This is a genomic window from Vibrio profundi (genome assembly GCF_043642225.1).
GTDB classification, from domain to species: domain Bacteria; phylum Pseudomonadota; class Gammaproteobacteria; order Enterobacterales; family Vibrionaceae; genus Vibrio; species Vibrio profundi_A.
In genome coordinates, this window is the sequence record NZ_JBHZSF010000002.1 from 342,602 (window position 1) to 362,821 (window position 20,220).

The following is a 20,220-nucleotide window of genomic DNA, read 5'->3' on the forward strand; positions in this document are numbered from 1 at the left end:
AAAGCTTCATGACCGATCAAGAAAGAATCGAACTACAACAAAATAACCCATTACACGGTCTAAAATTGGAAGACATGCTTCAGCAGCTTGTCGATCATTACGGTTGGGAAATCTTAGACACCGCAATGCGTTTTAACTGCTTCAATACAAAACCATCAATTGAAAGCAGCGTGAAGTATTTGAAGAAAACGCAATGGGCTCGAGAGAAGCTAGAGAACTTTTATCTGTACCGATTCAAGCGCATGCCAAAAGCATCTGACGTAGAATATCAAATGCCTCCGCGTTCACGTACATTCCGCCATGGATTAGAGCCTCGTGAACCAATGGAACTGACTGTTGAGTCTATCTTAGCGTCACAAGCAAAAGCAGCGTCTGCTCATAAAGATCGCGCTCGTTCTGGCCGCGGACGCTTTAACCGTCGATAACCGGTTGCTAGTGCAAAGGGTTAAAACAAAAATGGAGGCTTATTGCCTCCATTGTGGTTAAAACTAATATTTGCGTTTGTCAGATAAGATGATTTGGTTTGCTAAGCCACTGCTCGTTGACTAGCAAAAAATGAGGGATACTTTTGACGAATATGGCGCTGCTCTGAAACCATGTCTTTAAAACTTGGCCCTTTTGTCAATTGCAGAATGACTTCATCACCATCAAAACGCAGCACCGCTCCACATACTTGGACCGAGCTATGATCATGTAAGTTCAGCGTTCCAACCATAGAGAGGCCTTGATAAAAAGCCGCTAAGTTGCGGATCAATAACCGAACCCCTTTTTCAGACACCTCACTGACGTGAAACAGTTCATCGTCAACACGCATTATTGGGCGCGCTCTTTTGGGGTATTTCAAACGATAATATTGTCGCTTTTGTGCAAAAGATTCTTCACTCATTGTATGCTCCCTTCCCTGAACCATAAAGTACGACAAGATGCTCGACACTTCACGGGCAAATATTAGTTCAAGCTATTATTCGACAGCAACCAATAAAACTTTAGTAAGAATTACCAAATTTTTCACGTTTCAAGTCAACTTTATAACAAGATCGCAATTCAACTCTCATTTTGCAAAAGTCACTTATGACACTAGCTTGATAAGTAGATCAAAGCACATTCCGTTCCATAGTCTCGATTGAATCTGTATCACCACCCTAAACGCATGTTATCAGATTCAAAATAAGACACTGGTTTACTTCTAAATCGCAACTGCTAGACTCTTCACCCCATTCGCATTTGGTCTTCAACTATGACGTTCTCCAAGCTCAATCTCAGTTCACAAACCTTAGCTGCGCTCCCGCCGTCTGTCTCTAACCCGACTGATATCCAAATTCAGGCAATCCCACCAGCGATAGGTGGCAAAGACATTCTCGCGTTAGCTCAAACAGGCAGTGGCAAAACATTCGCTTACGGGATCCCGCTAATTGAACAAGTCAAATCAGATCTGGCGGGTATTCAAGCGATCGTTTTAGTGCCAACACGCGAGTTAGCGTTTCAAGTTAAGGATGCAATTGCCAGCCTATCAATGAACCTTGGAATACAAGTAGAAGCGTTCTGCGGTGGAATTGATAAAGAAACTCAGCTGAAGCAGCTAAAGAATGGTGCTCAAATTATTGTCGCGACAACAGGTCGACTCCTGGATCTGCTCGAAGGCGGACACCTTATCACTGACCAAGTGCAATCACTCGTATTTGACGAAGCAGACCGCCTATTAGAAATGGGGTTCTGGCCAGACGTTAAAAATATTCTGGCACGTCTTCCTAAGAAACGTCAGACGATGATGTTTTCAGCTACCTTACCTCAACTTTTGGAAGCGCAAGTCAACCAAGTACTATTTAAGCCAATCCGAATTGAAGCTCATGTGGCCAACAGTGTTGTCGAAACCATTAATGAAACACTCTATTTGGTCAATAAGGGAAGTAAAACACAGGCGCTTATTTCGTTACTGCAGTTCAATCAATGGAAACAAGTTCTGGTGTTCATTGGCGCAAAAGACAATGCCGACGCGTTAACCAAGAAAGTCACCAAAGCAGGCATTACCGTTTCCGCACTGCACGGTAACAAAAGTCAGGAAGAACGCGAGAATACGCTCAAAGCTTTTAAAAATGGCGATATTCAGGTACTGATTGCGACAGACTTACTTGCTCGAGGTGTACATATTGACGCCCTACCTACCGTTATCAATTTTGAACTTCCTAACCACGCTCCAGTTTATGTTCACCGCGTAGGTCGTACAGCCCGAGCTGGTCAATCTGGGCTCGCACTTTCTTTGGTATGCCATGGTGAATCAGATGCACTAGAAGCGATTCGAACCCTGACAGGAAGAGCGCTACCTCTCGCTTCATTAGACGGCTTTCAAGTAACAGATAAACCGGCCACAGGTGAACGCAAGCGCCCACCTCGTGACAAGCAGGCCAACCGACGCAGTGCCAAAAAACGCAGCATCAAACAATTTAAGCCTCGTGGTAACAAATAGCGGTTTTTGGGCGGTTTGTATGAACCGCCGAAATTTCATTTCAAAATGACACTTTTATTTCAGCTCTGACTTAAATAAACCCTGTCTCAAAAATGAATTTTGACCCAAGCTACTGATAAGCAAACAAACACAAAAAAATAGCAAAAATCGACGTTGACGCTACCCATTCAGACTACTAGCTTTTTCTATTAGTAATCACAACCGGGAGGTCATTAATATGAAACGAGCCAGCTCTACTTATCGCCTGCAACTAATCAAAGAAGTCGCTACACGGCGAGAGCGCCAACTTTCTAATGACCCGATGGCGAACTACATTCAATCCCTACTAGATAGCAAACCGGATTGCGAAAACTCGGTAGAAAAGAACCAACGCTTTTCAGGCAACCACTTTGATGAGCACATCGGTGGATGGGTCAGTGATCATTGGGGAAGCAAGTAGCATTCAACGGTGAATTCTCCTATTATCTCGCAAACTTTATTTGAGATAGCAGAAAGCGGTATGTCGGAATTGAAACGTGAGCAAGATGTAATGGTGGCCTTTCAGGTGATCCCTAGATTAAAAGAAGGCAACAACTTTGAAGTGGTCGATAAAGCCATTGAAGTCGTTAAAGCTTCCGGTGTGCCTCATCAAATCGGCGCAATGGAAACGACAATGAAAGGTGAACTCAACCAGCTATTAGAGATAGTAAAGTGTGCTGAACAAGCTTGTTACGATGCTGGGGCGATAGAGGTGATCACCAATATAAAAATTCATAGTAAAACGACCGCTGCCGACGATACATTTTGCACCTACCACCGAGGGGTAACCAAAGCTAATCATATGTTTGTTTAGGCTTTATAGATAAGACCCATTTTTTATGGCAGCAAGCTTGGTTTATACCTAGCAAAAATTAAAAAACTCACCAACAAAGCGTTTGGTGAGTTTTCTTTTTTGGCGCACAGATTGTTTCAATACACCTAAGCTCATCCCTACTGAAATGGCATATCACTTAAGTGATCTAATATGTCTTGCCGCTGCTCATCGGTCATCAAGTCCCAATCAAGCACATCTTTAGGTTCATCATTACGATGTGGTGCATTGCTTCCTATAGGAGCTCGAGTAGTGCGATTCGATTTATCATGTTGGTCATTCATACGCCCTCCCTCGGTTTCAAAGCTCATACCATTTAGTAATACAAAGCGATTTATATGTAAAGTGAATGTTATAAGTTAGGCAAGGAGAATGAGAGCGAAAATCCAAAATTCATGACGTATTCCTTCAAAACAAATCTTGCTGAGGGCTTTGAGGCTCTTGAGGTTGGCTTTGTTCGAGTTTTTGCTTCGCCATTTTTCGTCTGTACCGTTGACGACAAAGTTTAATCACATGCAGTTGCTGAGCAGGCGTAAAGGAGAGCCAGTTAAAGCGCTCTTCACGCTTTCTCATGCATCCATTGCAATAGCCTTTATTATCAACCGTACATACGCCAACACATGGACTAGGTACTTGAAAAAATTCTAATTGTTCCATAGTGCCCTCCTCATTTGATTCACCATAGCGCATATGTATTAAAAACGATTTTCTATGACAATACTCTGTGATCCATACGAAACTATGACCTCATGCTGACAAAAACAGTGTTTTATTAACTATACTTTTCCGAAATCAAGTAGCCGTCATTTATCGCTACTATGCTACTTTTATCGGAGTCTAATACTATGAAGTTTAGTTCAAAAAAATTACTAGCAATCTCAACTATTCCAATGCTTCTAGCAGCATGTGCAAGTAACGGTGACAACGTGGCGCAAGTAACCCCAACGGATCTGCAACATCATAACTGGCAGCTAACGCAAATTGATGGAAATGACATCGCAGTGGGCGAACATCAGCAAGCGCCTCGTTTAGAAGTTGCAGAAAAGATGACCGCGAATGGTAATGCCGGTTGTAATAACTTCTTCGGCCAAGCTGAGCTAAACGACGAAGGTCAATTCCGTATTAAACAAATGGGCATGACCATGAAAATGTGTCCTGACTCAGAGATGGAAATCGAACGAGCTGTATCTATGACGCTATCTGACTGGAGCGATATTACGCTCACTAAAGATACGCTGACTCTTGAAAACGATGTGCACACACTCACTTATACGTTACGTGATTGGGTAAACTAACCCTCGTTTTCAACACTATTATCGAACAAAAAGGCGACCACTAGGGTCGCCTTTTTGTTGTTTCACCTACACTAACGCTGTAACAAGCCCCAAAATTCGATTGGATATTGTTCGATTAAACGCTTTTCCAATACTTTTATTGATATCTGCGAAATTTCTTACCTGTCTCAGCGGTCTCCTGCCTACATATCATAAAAATGATGTTACGCTTATGTGTATGCGTAATTTATTGAAACTATTATCAAAGTTAAAATGATAAGTTCGCTCACTAAATTACCTAACCGTAAAGTAACCAAATTTCGTAACCAGCATGATGCTGCTCCTAACCTATCGAATGGAACACACTATGAAAAAACTGCTTTGTTTACTGGGCTTATTTTTAAGCTCAAATTCAATCGCCCAAGCTGAGGATTGGTCTGAAGTCGAAGAGAAGGCACAAGGACAAACTGTCTATTTTCACGCTTGGGGTGGCAGCCAAGAAATCAACAACTACATCCAATGGGCAGCCAAACAAATCAAGCAGCAACATGGTGTCGTACTTAAGCATGTAAAGGTCACGGATATAGCGGAAACTACACCGCGTTTAATCGCAGAGAAAGCCGCCGGGAAATCGACCGGTGGCAGCGTAGACATGGTATGGATTAATGGTGAAAACTTTAAATCAATGAAAGACAACCAACTTCTGCATGGTCCTTTTGTTGAACAACTGCCTAACTGGCAATATGTCGATAAATCGTTACCTGTCACAATGGATTTCTCTGAGCCAACAAATGGGTTAGAGGCTCCGTGGGGGCTAGGTCAGTTGGTTTTCATCCACGATGAAAAGACACTCAATAACCCACCTCAAACGTTTAAAGAAATGTTGAGCTATGCAAAAGCGTTCCCTAACCGCTTGAGCTACCCTCGCCCACCTGAATTCCATGGCACCAGTTTTCTAAAAGCGTTAGTACTGGAACTAACGAACCGCGACGCGGCTCTTTACCAACCTGTCAACGATGAAAATTTCGCTGTCGTGACCGCGCCTTTATGGGCTTATTTGGATGAATTCCACAAAGTGGCTTGGCGTAACGGACAACAGTTCCCAGCAGGCTCCGCTGAAACTATTCAACTACTGGATGATGGACAGCTCGACCTTGCTATCACTTTCAACCCGAATGCCGTATATTCTTCTCAAGTAAGTGGGAAACTTGCAGAAACAACAAAAGCTTACGCAATGGAAACGGGGGCGCTTTCAAATATTCACTTCCTTGCGATTCCTTGGAATGCGGCCGGGCGTGAAGGTGCGATGGTTGCCATTAATTTCCTGCTCAGCCCTGAGGCTCAATCTCGCAAAGGCGACCTGAATATTTGGGGTGATCCTTCAGTGTTAAGCAGTAAGTACCTAGTGGGTACTGCGAAAAATACTCAGCAATTCAAATCCGTTGACGAACCACACCCAAGCTGGCAATCCGCTCTTGAGAAAGAGTGGCTAAAACGCTACGGAAACTAACAAAAGACCCAGTAAAAGATGTTACGACTGCTTTATATTTGTGTGCTGTTTGTCTGTATTCTCCCTATGATTCCGGGGATCGCGGGGGTGTTACTTTCAGCCTTCAGCTATATCCCTCCACTAGGGCTGACACAGCTCTCTTTTACTGGGTTTGACAGCGTTTTTAACTGGAACGGGGTATGGTTTTCTATCGGCCTTACTCTGTTCACATCACTATTCTCTAGTTATTTTGCCTGCCTTATCACCTTCGCCATCCTCCAGTGTTGCTGGCAACAAAAAGGATGGAAACGCATCGAATGGGTATTATCTCCCTTACTCGCCATGCCTCATGTGGCGTTTGCCATAGGGTTTGCCTTTCTATTCTCGCCAACGGGAATGGGGGCTCGCCTATTAAGTGCGGTATTGGGTAATGAGTGGCTTGCTGATGGCTCTGAACTCAGCTGGCTAGTGAAAGACCCTTACGGTATTGGGCTCGCCTTGGCATTAGCGGTCAAAGAAGTTCCCTTTTTACTTTTGATGAGCATGCCAATTCTCAGCCAACTCAAAATTGACCAAACGACAAAAGTCAGTGCTTCACTCGGTTACAGCCAACACCAAATGTGGTGGAAGTGCATTTTTCCTCAGTGGTTTTCAAAAATGCGCTTTCCAATGCTAGCAGTGATTGCTTACAGCCTATCAGTGGTTGATGTGGCGCTGATCATTGGTCCCACGAATCCACCCACCTTTTCAGTATTGGTTTGGCAATGGTTCAATGAACCTGATTTAAGTCAGTTGCCCCGAGCAGCAGCAGGCGCAGTCATCTTGCTTCTGATCGCCAGTGCGCTCATCGCTTTTGCTCGCCTTATTGAATTCGTGATCACCAAGCAATGGAGAACGTGGCAGTATTCAGGAAGGTATGGCCTTCAATTGCCCGGAATGAGCTTATTTACAGTTGTACTGAGCATTAGTGCACTTATCGTTCCCATTATGGTGCTTTGGAGCTTTGCTCAGCGATGGCGCTTCCCAGACCTACTGCCGAGTACGTTTAGCCAGCGTTTCTGGTCGCTTGAATGGTCAAATGTGATCCCTACCATTAATGACAGCATTCTGATCGCCGTGATCTCCGCATCCATTGCACTATTGCTAGCGGTCATTGGCCATGAATATCGAATGAAGTATCGCATTCAAGTGCCTGGCTACATCATCGCGTTACCTATGCTCATCCCGCAGCTGTCGATACTCTTCGGGTTACAGGTCATGACCTTGTTTTTATCGAGTAATAGCTATCTGCTGTGGGTTATCTGGTCTCATGTCTTTTTCGCATTCCCTTTTGTCTACCTCGCACTAGATGGGCCTTGGCGAAGTTACGACCAAGGCTATATGCGCACTGCTCTGAGTTTAGGTAAATCTCCAATACGGGCGTGGATAAGCGTTAAGCTTCCAATTTTATTCTCGGCGCTTACCTTTGCTTGGGCTGTCGGCGCAAGTGTCAGCCTGACTCAATACTTGCCCACTTTGATGTTAGGTGCGGGTCGAATATCGACTATCACGACCGAAGCTGTCGCGTTATCCAGTGGCTTCGATCGAAGAGTGACGGCGATTTACGCGATTTGGCAAACCCTATTACCATTGGTCTTCTTTGGATTTGCGATTCTAATATCGCGCTACAAAAGACGACCATCTCTGTCTCTACTCAACAATTCAGGTTCTAATGAGTCTTTGTCTAAAAAACCTCGTCATCCATAAAAACAATGGTGACTGCCTATTTAACTCGATTAACTTCTCTGTCGAAAAAGGAGAAGTGTTAACCGTAATGGGACCAAGTGGGTGTGGTAAATCCACCTTGTTAAACGCCATCGCGGGGCATCTATCGTCCGAATTTCACTATGAAGGTGACATTACTCTTGAAGGAAGGCGCATTAATGATGTGCCCCCCCACCAAAGAGGAGTAGGGATTTTATTTCAGGACGATATGCTCTTCCCTCATTTATGTGTATGGGAAAACCTAGCGTTTGCTTTACCCAATAGCGTTAGTAAAAAAGAGCGTAAGCAAGTTGCGTTGAATGCTCTAGAGACCTTATCGCTTTTAAAAATTGCGGAATCCTACCCTGATCAAATATCAGGAGGGCAACGAGCCAGGGTAAGCCTGACTCGTATGTTATTGGCAAAGCCAAAACTCGTGCTACTTGATGAACCGTTCAGTAAGCTAGATAAGGACCTAAGAATCCAATTTAGAGACTGGGTATTTGAACAAGTTTCATTAGCGAACATCCCTGCGTTAATGGTTACCCATGATGAAGCCGATATCCCAAGTAACTCTACAATCCTGACATGGCCTTGGACTGATTAATATGTTGGATAAATACGCGATAAAAATCATTAAATGGCCGCTTGCTCAATCAGCAAGAGGACTCAACAAACTTGGCGTTACTGCCAATCAAACCACTGTTTTTGGGTTTGCGCTAGGGTGTTTAGCGTTTCCGTCACTTACATTTCAACAGTATGATTTAGCACTGCTGTTTATCATTTTAAATCGAATATGTGATGGGCTAGATGGCGCTCTGGCGCGAATTCAAGGCATCAGCGATGCTGGTGGTTTTCTAGATATCAGCTTAGATTTTCTTTTTTATTCACTGATTCCATTTGGATTTGTCATTGCCGCCCCAGAACAAAATGCAATTGCAGGGGCTTTCTTGATTTTCTCGTTTATCGGCACGGGAAGTAGCTTTCTAGCATTTGCGGTGATGGCGGGAAAACAAGGCATTGAGAACCCTGTCTATAAACATAAGTCTCTGTATTACATGTCAGGGTTAACGGAAGGGACTGAGACAATTGGCTGTTTTATAGCGTTTTGTATTTGGCCACAGCACTTTGCAGTTATTGCGTATGCATTCGGTGCAGCCTGTTGGCTCACGACTTTTATGCGTATTTACTTTGGTTTTAGAACGTTACGTAGTTCCCAGAGTTAGTTGCGGTCTGCCAGTTTACTTAGTCGACTGCCTCCGTAACATCGTCGATTCGATCATCAATATCCGATGCCCTTACGCCGTTAGAAACAAGTATACACAAGCTTGAAAAGTGATTTTTCTACCCTTGTACAATTAAAAAAGCGAGCCTATTTGCATAAGCTCGCTTCGTAAAGTTGTTATCATTTAATACACTTTAAGAATTTAGTTTGAATCTCAACACTTTCAAACTCGACTCAAGATCCACATCTACAAACTCTGGTGGATTGTCTAAACGCTCTAAATAAGTCACTTGAGGCGCTTCTTCTACCATTGTCTCGACCAAAAAGTTTGGTGAAACCATCGGAGAGTTCACGCAGGCAATCACTTCCCCACCTTCACTTAAAAGCTCCGGTAAGCGACGTAGTATCTTTTTATAGTCTTTAGTGAGCGCGAAGCTACCTTTTTGGAATGAAGGCGGATCAATAATCACAAGCTCGTATGGCCCGCTTTTCTTAATTTTCCCCCAAGATTTAAAAATATCGTACCCTAAAAAGTTTACTGAACGCATGTCATGTTCATTCAGACGATGGTTTTCTCGCCCTTTATTTAATGCGCCTCGAGACATATCGACATTCATTACTTTTTTCGCGCCACCTGCAATCGCTGCCACCGAAAAGCCGCAAGTGTACGCAAATAGGTTAAGGACATTTTTACCTTCGGCGTTGTTTTGCACCCACTCTCGACCATTACGCATGTCTAAGAACAAACCGAAGTTCTGATTGCGGCCAATGTCTAGTTGGTATTTCAAGCCGTGCTCTTTTACGACTGGAGAGGTTTCTAATTCTCCCCATAGCACTTCAGACGGAGCTCCGTCCGTATAGCGATGCTGCAGCACTAAAGCAGAGCCATTGCGTTGCTGCCAAATCGACTTTTCAGTTAACGCCAATAAGCCCGATGTGAGTTGCTGAAGAAACTCACCCTCAACAGGCTTAAACAGATTGACCAGTAGCTGCCCATCGACCCAATCCGCGGTAATTTGCTCTAAACCAGGCCAGAACTTACCTCGGCCATGAAATACTCTTCTGACTTCATCAGGAACCTGCGCTAATTGCTGTTCAACGTGCTCGAAAAAGGTTGGTAATGCGGTTACTTGCATTGTCATACTCACTTAATATTTAACGTCGGCCATTTTAATAGCCAAGGTTGGATCCATTGTTCCAAGTTCTGTGCTGTTTCCCCTGCGTTCCACTTCTCACCCATACTAAGTGTGTTTCTTGGATCGCAAACGAACTCAAATGATTGTTTCTGATATTCAAATCGGATCGCGAAAGCGTGTAAATACCCGCGATCAGATTGGCTTGAAGCGTTGTAAATAGGGTCGCCGACTATGGCGGATCCAATTGATTTCATCGCTACGCGAATTTGGTGGGTCCGCCCTGTGTAAGGCTTGCATAATAAAAGCCTTTCGCCCGGTTCACTGGCTAGTGACATGAACTGCGTAACGGCAGGGTTAGACTGGCTTGGTAGCAACTTCCAACTAGAACGACGAGAGCGTTCCATATCTCCACTGATCAACCCCTGCTTCTTCTTAGGCTTTTTGCTGCCCAAAGCTAAATAGTATTTTTCAATACTTCGATTCGCAAACAGTTGAGACAGTTCACTCGCAGCTTGGTGATTACGTCCTAGGATTAAAATCCCAGATGTCATTTTATCTAAGCGGTGAATAAGATAAAGCTTGTGATCACCAGAAGCTTTTGCCACTTCTTGCAATAGCATGGTATCGCCATCGTCTTTGTGAACACTAATCCCTGGGTACTTATTGATTATGAGAAAATCAGGATGGTTGAAAAGAATATCGAACATGGAAGGCTGGCTCCTATTTGAAGCAAGAGTATACCGCTTCTTATCAAGGAAACCAGCCTTTAAAACTTTGCCAAAACAAGGGCTGTGAGCAAATAGTGGCCTATTTAGCTCAGTTTAAACTTACCAATCAGCGCTTCCAGCTCGCCGACTTTATTTCTCAGGCTCATAACATTCTGTGAGCTTGAATTAGCCTGCTGTAATGACTGCTCTGATATATCACTGATAGCCGTAATATCAGAGGCAATTTCTCTTGTTACAGCCGTTTGTTCTTCTGCGGCAGTCGCAATCGAATTAATCATACTTTGAACATTAGATGCCCCTTCTACGATCTCCTCTAGTGCATTCACAGCCCCTGCGCTCTGACTGACGCCAATATCCACTAAACGGCAGTTTTCTTCAGTAAAGTTCACGGCTTCCAATGTACCGGATTGAATCGCCTGAATGATGCCAGCCACTTCACGAGTCGCTTTCGTCGTTCGCTCGGCAAGTGCACGCACTTCATCTGCAACAACCGCAAAGCCTCGGCCAAATTCACCTGCTCGCGCTGCTTCTATTGCTGCGTTTAGTGCAAGTAAGTTGGTCTGCTCTGCAATATCTTCAATCACTTTGATCACACTGCCAATTTGTTCCCCGTGAGAACCTAGCTGATTCATTTGCACCGACATGTCACCCATTTGCTGTGACACTTGCTGAATACTTGAAACCATGTCACTGATGACCTTTCTGCCAACTTCCGCAGAGCTTTCTGATTGGCGCGCAACCTCATAGGTTGAGTTACCTTGTTGAGCAACTTCTGAGATCGTTAAGCTAAGTTCTTCAGCTGCGGTTGCAATTAGGTTCGCTTTATCTGCTTGTTGAGAAGCGCCTTGCACAATGCTCGCACTCTCATTGGACAGTTCTGTCGTTACCACCTGCACTTCATTGCTGACAGACGTAATAGAGCCCAATAATGTGGTCAGTGAATTTTGCATTTGATTAACGGAACGAGCTAGGTTGCTTAACTCATCGCCTGAGCTATCTTTTATCTCTGCTGCTGTCAAATCACCACTTGCCACTTTTTGAGCGACAGAGTCCAAAACCGTTAAGCGAGAAGTAATAGAGTTCGACAATTTGTAGGCAATTGAAAGTGCCACAATGAACAATACGATGGTCGCGATATAGATCGTATTTTCAATCATCGTAAAAGAGTCATTCAAACTAATCAGTGCACTTTCTGCTTCTTTTCGCTCTTCAATAGACGCTTGATCAAGTAATTCTTCGAGTTTCACCAGAGATTGCACATAGATCTTCTCTAATACTTCGAAATATTCTGCATCGCTAGCTGCTCCACGTAAGTTTGGTAACACCTCAGATTCAAACTGACGAGTAAACTGCTCCATGTAACTTTCAATTTCACGCAGTCGATTCGCATCTTTCGCATTACTTTGCTCTAGTAGCTTGATCGAGTTTAACGCCGTTGCAAACTCACCTTTATTCTCTCGATAGCTAGTCGCACCATTTGGGTCTCCGCTAACTGTGCGCAGCGCATCGCGATAGACATCTCCAGCCTCATCGACCAACACCAAATACAGTTCAACACCCGGGATATCATCATTTCGAATCTCATTGGCTACTTTATGTGAAACCACGACTTCATACCAAATAATGGTAACCATGATAAAGGCTAACCCTAAGATACTTAGGAAGCTTGCATATAATTTTTTACCTACAGACCACTGCATATTCTCTCCAAATAGAATATTTCATAATTAAAAACAGTATCGTCCAAAATGCTGCGTTTTGAGCACATTAATAGAGGTCATTATAAACAACCCTTAAATTCGCATTACTATACATAATACTATATATCGTCTGTGAATTAAGTTTCTTGATAGTTATGTCGGATAATTTTGTAATTATTTTCAGTGGATTTAAGTAGGTGAGAATCGAGAGGGAAGTTATGGTGAGACAAAAGCTAAGGTGTCGGCAGAAACAAAAAAGCGAGAACCTTTACGGCTCTCGCTTTTTTTATCTAGTATCTAGGAGCTCTGGATTAGAACTTCTTAGAAATAACGGCTGCACCACCAATGATACCGATACCTAGTAGCATGATTGCACCTTTACCGCTATCGAAGCCAGAAGAGATACCCATGAATGCTACGATTGCGATCGCTACAGGGATGATGTACTTCACTAGGTTGTACCAAAGACCGAATAGTGGGAAAGATACTTCACCGTCGTTAGTGATTTCTTTCTCTAGGTCTTCACGGCTTAGTCTCCAACCAGCGAAGATACAAACCAACATACCGCCAACTGCTAGGAAGATCTTATCTGTTAGTAGATCGAAGATATCGAATGCACCTGTATCAAATAGCGTTGGGCCAACACCACCTAGAGATAGAGAAGCAAAGATACATAGAATCGCCATTACAATACTTGCAGAAAGTACCGCAGTTACACGCTTCATGCCTTTCTCATCGATTAAGTAAGAAACAACCACTTCTAGTAGAGATACTGAAGATGTTAGTGCTGCTACGCTTAGACCTACGAAGAACATAAGAGCAAATAGAAGACCAATTACGCCGCCCATTTCAGCAAATAGCTGAGGAACAACAACAAATACAAGACCTGGGCCTGCTGCCGGTTCCATGCCGAATGCGAACATTGCAGGGAACATTGCAACACCAGCAAGGATAGCAACACCAGTATCCATTGCAGTAACCATACCTGTCGTCTGAACTAGGTTCTCTTTCTTCTTAAGGTAAGAACCGTAAGTCATCATACAACCCATACCAAGAGATAGTGAGAAGAATGCTTGACCAAGTGCCGCTAGGATTACGTTGCTGTCTACTTTAGAAAAGTCAGGGCTGAATAGGAACTCAAGACCCGCCATTGCACCCGGAAGCATCAGACCTTTAATCGAAACAACGATAAGGATGATGAACAGTAGTGGCATAAGGATCTTACCGGCTTTCTCGATACCGCCAGAAATACCTTTCATAACGATAACCACGTTAAGTAGCAGGTATAGACCCATCCACATTAGTGGCTGAACAGGGTTCGAAATGAAGCCACCAAAGCTATCACCGATTGCTTCAGGTGTTTCTAGAAGACCACCAGCAATTTTACCGATGTATGCGATAGACCAACCACCTACCACTGGGTAGAAACCCATGATAAGTAGGCCACTGACCACACCAATTACACCAGCGAATGTCCAACGACGGTCTGTTGATTTAAATGCACCTACTGCTGATTTTTGCGTATGACGGCCAATCGCAAATTCAGTCAGCATGACACTGAAACCAATAAAAATAACGAAGAACAAGTAAATAGCTACGAACGCACCGCCGCCGCTTTCACCTGCTGTGTAAGGGAACTTCCAAATGTTACCAAGGCCAACTGCAGAACCTGCAGCTGCCATAACGAAGCCTAATTTAGAACCCCACGTATCGCGGGGCTTTCCATTTGCAATATTTGTCGCCACGTTTACTCCAAAAATATATGTTGTGTGTGCTTGTATTGCGCCTTAAAGGTTTGCGTGTAAACAAAAGTGTACAATGCATTAAAGTTTGAATGGCGCTTGTTGTATGGCAAGTAAACCAGTTTCCAATTAAAATTGGAAGACCGAACGGTATAAATTCTAGCCCACCTACCACTTTCTATAGTTAAATGCCGAAAAATCGAACAATCACATGCATTTTAACCAAACTTAACATTCCCACAACAACTTTCCACTATTTTCATATCGTCTTTTATTTTGTAAATGAAGATTCCAGAACATTCCCTATTGGTTAAATTCGTTTTATGATTTAAGTCTCTAATTCAAAGAGTATTTTATCGTGGAACAGCTTTATCACTTCCTAACTATCGCTGCACTTGCTCTCTATTGGTTGTTGGTCGCCGGTGTGACAATTCGTGTCGTACTCAAGCGCCGAGCGGTTAGTGTTTCGTTAGCATGGCTGATGATTATCTATATTGTTCCAATTGTTGGTGTTGGCTGCTACTTCTTATTCGGAGAGCTAAACCTAGGCCGGAAAAGGGCTGAACGTGCAAAGCAAATGTTCACGCCTTTTGAAGACTGGTTCAAACAACTCAACGACTGCCAAGCACACATCCCCGCTCAAGTTGGCTCACCAATTCATAAAATCGATGAGCTTTGTAACAATCGAATGGGTATTCCAGCACTCAGTGGTAACACGCTTTCCTTACAAGCGTCCCCAGATGAAATACTACGCTCTATTATTTCCGACATTGAAAACGCGCAAACTAGTATTAAAATGGTTTTCTACATTTGGCATCCGGGTGGGTTAGCAGATTCTGTTGCCGCAGCGTTAATAAAAGCCGCCAAACGAGGTGTTGAAGTCAAAGTTCTGTTGGATTCAGCAGGCAGCCCTCGATTTTTCCGTAGCCACTGGAAAGGCATGATGGAAGAGTCTGGTATTCACCTCATACAGGCATTAGAAGTGAGCCCGTGGCGTATATTCTTACGTCGATTGGATCTCCGCCAGCATCGTAAAATCATTGTTATTGATGAATCTATAGCTTATACTGGTTCAATGAACATGGTAGACCCTGCCTACTTCAAGCAAGGTGCTGGTGTTGGCCAGTGGGTTGATATTATGGTTCGTGTGACAGGCCCGACAGTCAATGTACTTTCTGCAATTCACGGATGGGACTGGGAAGTCGAAACAGGCGAGCGTATTCTGCCTGATTTACCTGAATGCCAAATAGAAAGTGCGCAGAATATTCACCCTATTCAAGTCGTGCCATCTGGACCCGGGTTACCCGAACACTTGATCCTCCAAGTTTTACATATCGCAATAAACCAAGCGAATAAGTCAGTACGGATCACCACGCCCTATTTTGTTCCGAGTTCAGATCTACTTGAGACACTTAAAATGACCGCTCAGCGTGGCATCAAAGTAGAGCTTATTATTCCTCACGTTAATGATTCTTTAATGGTCAAATGGGCATCGAGAGCATTTTATAGTGAGCTACTGGCGGCAGGAGTGTCGATCTTCGAATTCTACGGTGGCCTGCTACATACCAAATCAGTAGTGATTGATGAAGAATTTTGTCTTGTCGGGACTGTTAACGTCGATATGCGCAGTTTGTGGCTCAACTTTGAGGTGACCTTAGCGGTGGATGATATCCACTTCACACAGGAGTTAGCACAGCTTCAAGCATCTTACATCGCGCAGTCATATCAGATTGAACAAGAGGAATGGAATAAACGTGGCTTATACCCACGCTTTTTTGAACGTGTTTTTTATCTTTTTAACCCTTTGCTCTAGAAATTATTTCTTATTGGCTAAAAGTATACATTCTTGCTTGCTTTTAGCCCCGCTGACATGTTTTAAATAGGACATAGAAGACTGATAAGGAATTCACAATGTCCGAAAGCAAAACTACAAAATTGATCACCGCTGGTCGCGATACAAAATGGACCAACGGTGTGGTTAACCCTCCGGTTCAAAGAGCTTCCACCGTCGTATTCAACACCGTTGAAGAAAAACATAAAGCCACAGTGAACCGCGCTAACAAGACGCTATTCTATGGTCGTCGTGGCACCAACACTCACTTTGCTTTCCAAGACGCGATGGTTGAAGTCGAAGGTGGCGCTGGATGCGCATTGTACTCTTGTGGTACAGCCGCTATCTCGAACGCCATTCTTTCCTTTGTTGAAACGGGCGACCATATCTTAATGGTAGATACCTGTTACGAACCAACCCGTGATTTTTGTGACAAGATCATGAAAAAGATGGGTGTGGAAACAACCTACTACGAGCCAACTATCGGCGAAGGCATCCGAGATTTAATCAAACCAAACACCAAGATACTCTTCACCGAATCTCCTGGCTCAATCACCATGGAAGTTCAAGACATCCCAACGCTTTCGCGTATTGCGAATGAGCACGACATTATCGTGATGCTTGATAACACTTGGGCAGCAGGGGTTAACTTCTCTCCGTTTGAATACGGTGTTGATATCTCGATTCAAGCAGCGACCAAATACATTGTTGGTCACTCTGACGTAATGCTAGGCACCGCTGTCGCTAATGAAAAATGCTGGGATCAGCTAAGAGAACAAAGTTACTTGATGGGGCAATGTGTTTCACCTGATGACGCTTACCTTGGCTTACGTGGCATTCGTACTTTAGATGTCCGATTGCGCCAACATGCAGAAAATAGCTTGAAAGTAGCGAAGTGGCTACAAAGCAGGCCTGAAGTGGACCATGTTCGCCACCCTGCACTAGAATCTTGTCCTGGCCATGAATTCTACAAACGTGATTTCACCGGCGGGAATGGGCTGTTTTCATTCGTCCTGAAAACCAGTTACCCACGAGCAACAACGGCACTACTAGATGGCATGAAGCACTTTAGCATGGGGTACTCGTGGGGTGGGTTTGAAAGCCTAATCTTAGCGAATGAACCAAAAAGCTTTAATAGTTTAAGGACCGTCGCGAACCCAAATTTTGAAGGAACGCTGATTCGTGTTCATATTGGTTTAGAAGACGTTGATGATCTGATTGCTGATCTAGAGGCAGGGTTCGAACGCTACAATGCGTTAGTTTTAGAAAAAGAAGTCTCAACCGCGCAATAAAATTTATAGGCTGGAAGTAACATTCCAGCCTTTTTGTTTTAACGGACATAAACCTTATCGTTACGGTAACCTTCCACTTTAAAGTCAGGATAAGCCGCCTGCCTCATCACGGTTGCGATCACTCGATAGATTTTTATCCAAGCATTCTTCGTTCTCTCATCAAACTCATCGCCTAACCCCGTTTTCAACGTATAAATCAGAGCATTACCAACTGGAGTATAGTCGTCGACCGTCACGCCGTACTTTACATGACGTTTGGCTAGGTCTTGCAATACAGGCACAAGCGAATCCAAGTCATCTAGCCCTTTTACGGCAACGCCAAGTGTCGCCATCAGCTTTCGGCCTTGATCGCTTAAGTCGGCTTTAAACAAGCGTCGAAGTGAGGGATCGTATTCAAAAAGTTTGTTATAAAAAATATCTGCGGCTTTATCTGAAATGGGAGCAACCTTAGCGAAGCTAGCTTGAATCAACTGCTTCTCAATCACTGTAACGGGCATACACTCTCCTAGCACTAACTATCTATATGAATTAGAAGAATAGATGCCAAATCAGCAACCGACAAATGCATCTAGGTTTATATTAAACTAAATTGAACTTTAGGCATGATTAGAGCACTCTACCCGGTTTCTACCATTAATTTTTGCTTGATATAGGGCTAAATCGGCATAAGTTACGGCTTGAGTAAAAGGCACAGTTAACTCATAGCAGGTATACACACCTAAGCTCGCCGTAATGCTATTTTTCAGTCCTTTTATCGCTTCTATTTCGGAGCGGAGTAACTCTGCATGCTTGATCGCTTCCTCTTGAGTTGTTCCTCGAAGAAAGACGATGAACTCTTCGCCTCCATATCGACCTGAAATGATATTTTTAGACTCATGGGACAATAACACCCGAGCTAATGAATGAATGGCTAAGTCTCCGTGATCGTGGCCATATTTATCGTTTATCGCCTTAAACAAATCAATATCAATCATAATCACTGAATATAGTGATGAGTCCGAAGCTCGAGGTACTTGCAACGATATTGGTGCAACCAACTCCATAAAACTTCGCCTATTTCTAAGCCCGGTTAAATAGTCTAATTTTTGCAGTTCGAGCGCTTTCTTGTGCTTACGTGACAAGCGAATGATCAGTGCCAAGATAATTGAAACCGCACATAAAATCGCAATCGCAAACGCCACTATCAAGCGATTAACCGGGTACGTCAGCTCTTTGGTTTCTACAGCGGCAATAATGACCCAGTCTAAGAACGCGTAGTGCCTAAAGGTAAAATCAATACCGGCTGGTATCAGGCCTAATTGAGGAGAAGGGATTTGGAAGCTACCCTGCTTAACGTCCTCGATAAGGTCACCCATATCAAGGCTTGTGAACACGTTCTTGAACACTCCGACGTGCCCATTTTCAAATATCATCTGCCCACTTCTGTCCAAAATGTGAATGGACGTTGTTTCACCAAGCTGCTGTTTCAATAAGCGAGTTTTTAATGCGTCTGTATCTACAAACTGTAGCAGTTCATCTTTATAAGCTGAGATGCCAAGACGACTGCCATCATCAAGCAGAATTCGATAAGACACTTTCGCTTTAGGTGCTTCATCGTCCGGGTTTTGCCAGGAGTACTCAACAAAGTTCGCGAGTTCATCAGAATCTAACGTAACAGCTGCACTTTCCCCTTCATAATAAGGGTGGTAGATGAAACGATTATCCGCCCCAACAAAGTAAGCATATCCAGTTTCACCGACTTGAATTTTTGACAGCGTTTCGCGCAGAGCAAGGGAGTCAGCAGAAGAAAGCGCCGACGACTCAAATAAGTGCCGAGCAGCCGTTTCAGCAATCCCTTTAAGGTAGTAATGGATTGAGTCATTAACTGACAGATCAATTAAGTGATAGCTACCGTCAACAGTAGCCTCAAAGAGTGAAGATGATGACTTTCCAAATAGTGCTTTAATTTGTTGAAATTGAACAACTAACCCACACAGCAATACTACCGATAACATTGCTGAAGCCAGCTGAGTCAAGCGGGATAGCGTCACGGCGAGTCTACTCCATTAAAACATTAATTTATGTAAGGAATATAGAGCCAGATCAGCGCCTCTTCAATCAAGACGCATCTTCATTTTTACCTCATGTTTAAAAATGAGTGCAAAGCCATCTTTTTGTACCAATTATGCATTTCTTTTGGGACACGCTACCAAATGATCGTTAACCATACCGACTGCCTGCATGAAGGCGTAACAAATAGTTTCACCCACAAATTTGAAGCCTCGTTTTTTCAGAAATTTACTCAATTCCTTTGACAGCTCAGTTGAGGCCGGAATATCTTCCATCGTTCCCCACTCATTGATAATTGGCTTGTTGTCTACGAATTGCCATAACGCATTCGACAATGAACCAAACTCTTCCTGAAGTGCAATCGTCGCTCTCGCATTCGAGTAAACTGAAGCTATTTTTCCTTTATGACGAACCACGTCAAAATGCTCAATCACATTCGCAACATGGGACTCATCCAGCTTTGCTAAGGCTGCAATATCATAGTTAAGAAATGCTGCCCGATAGCCTTCTCGTTTCTTTAAAATGGTGATCCAGCTTAAGCCCGCTTGGGCTCCCTCAAGAGTAATGAACTCAAATAGTGTTTGGTCGTCGTATACTGGAATACCCCACTCTGCGTCATGGTACTCCCGCTCCAATGGGTGATTCATCGCCCATGCACAAGTCAAATCTGTCATATCGATTCCTATAAAAATGCCCC

General features: G+C 43.6%; 21 protein-coding genes. 11 read left to right on the top strand and 10 right to left on the bottom strand.

Features of this window, described 5'->3' with window-relative positions; translation table 11 throughout:
* Positions 1 to 8: 8 nt before the first annotated feature.
* Positions 9 to 425 carry a VF530 family protein gene (locus ACHUFI_RS05030; protein WP_394247261.1) on the top strand — a complete coding sequence of 139 codons (417 nt, stop codon included), beginning with the start codon at positions 9 to 11 and terminating at the stop codon, positions 423 to 425.
* Positions 426 to 526: 101 nt separating this feature from the next.
* On the opposite strand, the gene ACHUFI_RS05035 is transcribed toward ACHUFI_RS05030, so the two are convergent.
* Positions 527 to 886, bottom strand: coding sequence for a PilZ domain-containing protein (locus tag ACHUFI_RS05035; RefSeq protein WP_394247262.1), 360 nt, complete (start codon positions 884 to 886; stop codon positions 527 to 529).
* Positions 887 to 1,237: 351 nt separating this feature from the next.
* On the opposite strand from ACHUFI_RS05035, the gene ACHUFI_RS05040 reads away from it, so the two are divergent.
* The 3 genes from ACHUFI_RS05040 (at position 1,238) to ACHUFI_RS05050 (ending at position 3,296) form a co-directional block, all read left to right on the top strand.
* Positions 1,238 to 2,464, top strand: a complete 1,227-nt coding sequence (locus ACHUFI_RS05040; protein WP_394247263.1) for a DEAD/DEAH box helicase — start codon at positions 1,238 to 1,240, stop codon at positions 2,462 to 2,464.
* Between the two features lie 217 nt (positions 2,465 to 2,681).
* Positions 2,682 to 2,903, top strand: a complete 222-nt coding sequence (locus ACHUFI_RS05045) for a hypothetical protein (RefSeq protein WP_394247264.1) — start codon at positions 2,682 to 2,684, stop codon at positions 2,901 to 2,903.
* A gap of 60 nt (positions 2,904 to 2,963) precedes the next feature.
* Complete coding sequence (locus tag ACHUFI_RS05050) at positions 2,964 to 3,296, top strand: thiamine-binding protein (protein WP_394247537.1); 333 nt, start codon at positions 2,964 to 2,966, stop codon at positions 3,294 to 3,296.
* A 137-nt stretch (positions 3,297 to 3,433) separates the two neighbouring features.
* On the opposite strand, the gene ACHUFI_RS05055 is transcribed toward ACHUFI_RS05050, so the two are convergent.
* On the bottom strand, positions 3,434 to 3,598 hold the full coding sequence (locus ACHUFI_RS05055) for a hypothetical protein (RefSeq protein WP_394247265.1): 165 nt from the start codon (positions 3,596 to 3,598) through the stop codon (positions 3,434 to 3,436).
* 124 nt (positions 3,599 to 3,722) lie between these two features.
* A complete protein-coding gene (locus tag ACHUFI_RS05060; RefSeq protein ID WP_394247266.1) occupies positions 3,723 to 3,971 on the bottom strand; it encodes a DUF1289 domain-containing protein in 249 nt (82 codons plus the stop codon).
* A gap of 188 nt (positions 3,972 to 4,159) precedes the next feature.
* Here ACHUFI_RS05060 and ACHUFI_RS05065 point away from each other — a divergent pair, with 188 nt between their 5' ends.
* From ACHUFI_RS05065 to ACHUFI_RS05085, 5 genes are all read left to right on the top strand, one after another.
* The gene (locus ACHUFI_RS05065; RefSeq protein ID WP_394247267.1) at positions 4,160 to 4,609 is read left to right on the top strand and encodes an META domain-containing protein; all 450 of its coding nucleotides are present in this window, start codon (positions 4,160 to 4,162) and stop codon (positions 4,607 to 4,609) included.
* A gap of 346 nt (positions 4,610 to 4,955) precedes the next feature.
* On the top strand, positions 4,956 to 6,098 hold the full coding sequence (locus ACHUFI_RS05070) for an ABC transporter substrate-binding protein (RefSeq protein WP_394247268.1): 1,143 nt from the start codon (positions 4,956 to 4,958) through the stop codon (positions 6,096 to 6,098).
* Positions 6,099 to 6,116: 18 nt separating this feature from the next.
* Positions 6,117 to 7,823, top strand: coding sequence for an ABC transporter permease (locus ACHUFI_RS05075; RefSeq protein WP_394247269.1), 1,707 nt, complete (start codon positions 6,117 to 6,119; stop codon positions 7,821 to 7,823).
* The gene (locus tag ACHUFI_RS05080) at positions 7,789 to 8,427 is read left to right on the top strand and encodes an ATP-binding cassette domain-containing protein (protein ID WP_394247270.1); all 639 of its coding nucleotides are present in this window, start codon (positions 7,789 to 7,791) and stop codon (positions 8,425 to 8,427) included. Before ACHUFI_RS05075 ends, ACHUFI_RS05080 begins: the two co-directional genes overlap by 35 nt.
* 1 nt (position 8,428) lies before the next feature.
* Entirely contained in the window at positions 8,429 to 9,046 is a 618-nt protein-coding gene (locus ACHUFI_RS05085; protein WP_394247271.1) for a CDP-alcohol phosphatidyltransferase family protein, read from the top strand.
* Between the two features lie 193 nt (positions 9,047 to 9,239).
* Here ACHUFI_RS05085 and ACHUFI_RS05090 read toward each other — a convergent pair whose 3' ends face one another.
* From ACHUFI_RS05090 to ACHUFI_RS05105, 4 genes are all read right to left on the bottom strand, one after another.
* Complete coding sequence (locus ACHUFI_RS05090) at positions 9,240 to 10,181, bottom strand: class I SAM-dependent methyltransferase (protein WP_394247272.1); 942 nt, start codon at positions 10,179 to 10,181, stop codon at positions 9,240 to 9,242.
* An 8-nt stretch (positions 10,182 to 10,189) separates the two neighbouring features.
* Positions 10,190 to 10,888: a TIGR01621 family pseudouridine synthase gene (locus tag ACHUFI_RS05095; RefSeq protein WP_394247273.1), complete on the bottom strand. Its 699-nt coding sequence runs from the start codon at positions 10,886 to 10,888 to the stop codon at positions 10,190 to 10,192.
* 104 nt (positions 10,889 to 10,992) lie between these two features.
* Positions 10,993 to 12,609, bottom strand: coding sequence for a methyl-accepting chemotaxis protein (locus ACHUFI_RS05100; protein ID WP_394247274.1), 1,617 nt, complete (start codon positions 12,607 to 12,609; stop codon positions 10,993 to 10,995).
* Positions 12,610 to 12,920: 311 nt separating this feature from the next.
* Positions 12,921 to 14,291: a sodium-dependent transporter gene (locus tag ACHUFI_RS05105; protein WP_394247538.1), complete on the bottom strand. Its 1,371-nt coding sequence runs from the start codon at positions 14,289 to 14,291 to the stop codon at positions 12,921 to 12,923.
* A 418-nt stretch (positions 14,292 to 14,709) separates the two neighbouring features.
* Between ACHUFI_RS05105 and cls the strand changes: the two genes are divergently transcribed.
* Positions 14,710 to 16,164 carry a cardiolipin synthase gene (gene cls, locus ACHUFI_RS05110; RefSeq protein ID WP_394247275.1) on the top strand — a complete coding sequence of 485 codons (1,455 nt, stop codon included), beginning with the start codon at positions 14,710 to 14,712 and terminating at the stop codon, positions 16,162 to 16,164.
* 98 nt (positions 16,165 to 16,262) lie between these two features.
* The gene (locus ACHUFI_RS05115; protein ID WP_394247276.1) at positions 16,263 to 17,474 is read left to right on the top strand and encodes a cystathionine beta-lyase; all 1,212 of its coding nucleotides are present in this window, start codon (positions 16,263 to 16,265) and stop codon (positions 17,472 to 17,474) included.
* A 38-nt stretch (positions 17,475 to 17,512) separates the two neighbouring features.
* Here the strand turns inward: ACHUFI_RS05115 and ACHUFI_RS05120 are convergent, their stop codons facing one another.
* The 3 genes from ACHUFI_RS05120 to ACHUFI_RS05130 form a co-directional block, all read right to left on the bottom strand.
* Positions 17,513 to 17,971 (bottom strand): globin family protein, encoded by a 459-nt coding sequence (locus tag ACHUFI_RS05120; protein ID WP_394247277.1) that lies wholly within the window; start codon positions 17,969 to 17,971, stop codon positions 17,513 to 17,515.
* Between the two features lie 99 nt (positions 17,972 to 18,070).
* Positions 18,071 to 19,504 carry a diguanylate cyclase gene (locus tag ACHUFI_RS05125; protein ID WP_394247278.1) on the bottom strand — a complete coding sequence of 478 codons (1,434 nt, stop codon included), beginning with the start codon at positions 19,502 to 19,504 and terminating at the stop codon, positions 18,071 to 18,073.
* 132 nt (positions 19,505 to 19,636) lie between these two features.
* The gene (locus ACHUFI_RS05130) at positions 19,637 to 20,197 is read right to left on the bottom strand and encodes a DNA-3-methyladenine glycosylase I (protein ID WP_394247279.1); all 561 of its coding nucleotides are present in this window, start codon (positions 20,195 to 20,197) and stop codon (positions 19,637 to 19,639) included.
* Positions 20,198 to 20,220: the final 23 nt, after the last annotated feature.

Bases quoted from the DNA above. Each gene is read 5' to 3' on its own strand.
- ACHUFI_RS05030 (WP_394247261.1), top strand. From the start codon at position 9: ATGACCGATCAAGAAAGAATCGAACTACAACAAAATAACCCATTACAC.
- ACHUFI_RS05035 (WP_394247262.1), bottom strand. From the start codon at position 886: ATGAGTGAAGAATCTTTTGCACAAAAGCGACAATATTATCGTTTGAAA.
- ACHUFI_RS05040 (WP_394247263.1), top strand. From the start codon at position 1,238: ATGACGTTCTCCAAGCTCAATCTCAGTTCACAAACCTTAGCTGCGCTC.
- ACHUFI_RS05045 (WP_394247264.1), top strand. From the start codon at position 2,682: ATGAAACGAGCCAGCTCTACTTATCGCCTGCAACTAATCAAAGAAGTC.
- ACHUFI_RS05050 (WP_394247537.1), top strand. From the start codon at position 2,964: ATGTCGGAATTGAAACGTGAGCAAGATGTAATGGTGGCCTTTCAGGTG.
- ACHUFI_RS05055 (WP_394247265.1), bottom strand. From the start codon at position 3,598: ATGAATGACCAACATGATAAATCGAATCGCACTACTCGAGCTCCTATA.
- ACHUFI_RS05060 (WP_394247266.1), bottom strand. From the start codon at position 3,971: ATGGAACAATTAGAATTTTTTCAAGTACCTAGTCCATGTGTTGGCGTA.
- ACHUFI_RS05065 (WP_394247267.1), top strand. From the start codon at position 4,160: ATGAAGTTTAGTTCAAAAAAATTACTAGCAATCTCAACTATTCCAATG.
- ACHUFI_RS05070 (WP_394247268.1), top strand. From the start codon at position 4,956: ATGAAAAAACTGCTTTGTTTACTGGGCTTATTTTTAAGCTCAAATTCA.
- ACHUFI_RS05075 (WP_394247269.1), top strand. From the start codon at position 6,117: ATGTTACGACTGCTTTATATTTGTGTGCTGTTTGTCTGTATTCTCCCT.
- ACHUFI_RS05080 (WP_394247270.1), top strand. From the start codon at position 7,789: ATGAGTCTTTGTCTAAAAAACCTCGTCATCCATAAAAACAATGGTGAC.
- ACHUFI_RS05085 (WP_394247271.1), top strand. From the start codon at position 8,429: ATGTTGGATAAATACGCGATAAAAATCATTAAATGGCCGCTTGCTCAA.
- ACHUFI_RS05090 (WP_394247272.1), bottom strand. From the start codon at position 10,181: ATGCAAGTAACCGCATTACCAACCTTTTTCGAGCACGTTGAACAGCAA.
- ACHUFI_RS05095 (WP_394247273.1), bottom strand. From the start codon at position 10,888: ATGTTCGATATTCTTTTCAACCATCCTGATTTTCTCATAATCAATAAG.
- ACHUFI_RS05100 (WP_394247274.1), bottom strand. From the start codon at position 12,609: ATGCAGTGGTCTGTAGGTAAAAAATTATATGCAAGCTTCCTAAGTATC.
- ACHUFI_RS05105 (WP_394247538.1), bottom strand. From the start codon at position 14,291: ATGGCAGCTGCAGGTTCTGCAGTTGGCCTTGGTAACATTTGGAAGTTC.
- ACHUFI_RS05115 (WP_394247276.1), top strand. From the start codon at position 16,263: ATGTCCGAAAGCAAAACTACAAAATTGATCACCGCTGGTCGCGATACA.
- ACHUFI_RS05120 (WP_394247277.1), bottom strand. From the start codon at position 17,971: ATGCCCGTTACAGTGATTGAGAAGCAGTTGATTCAAGCTAGCTTCGCT.
- ACHUFI_RS05130 (WP_394247279.1), bottom strand. From the start codon at position 20,197: ATGACAGATTTGACTTGTGCATGGGCGATGAATCACCCATTGGAGCGG.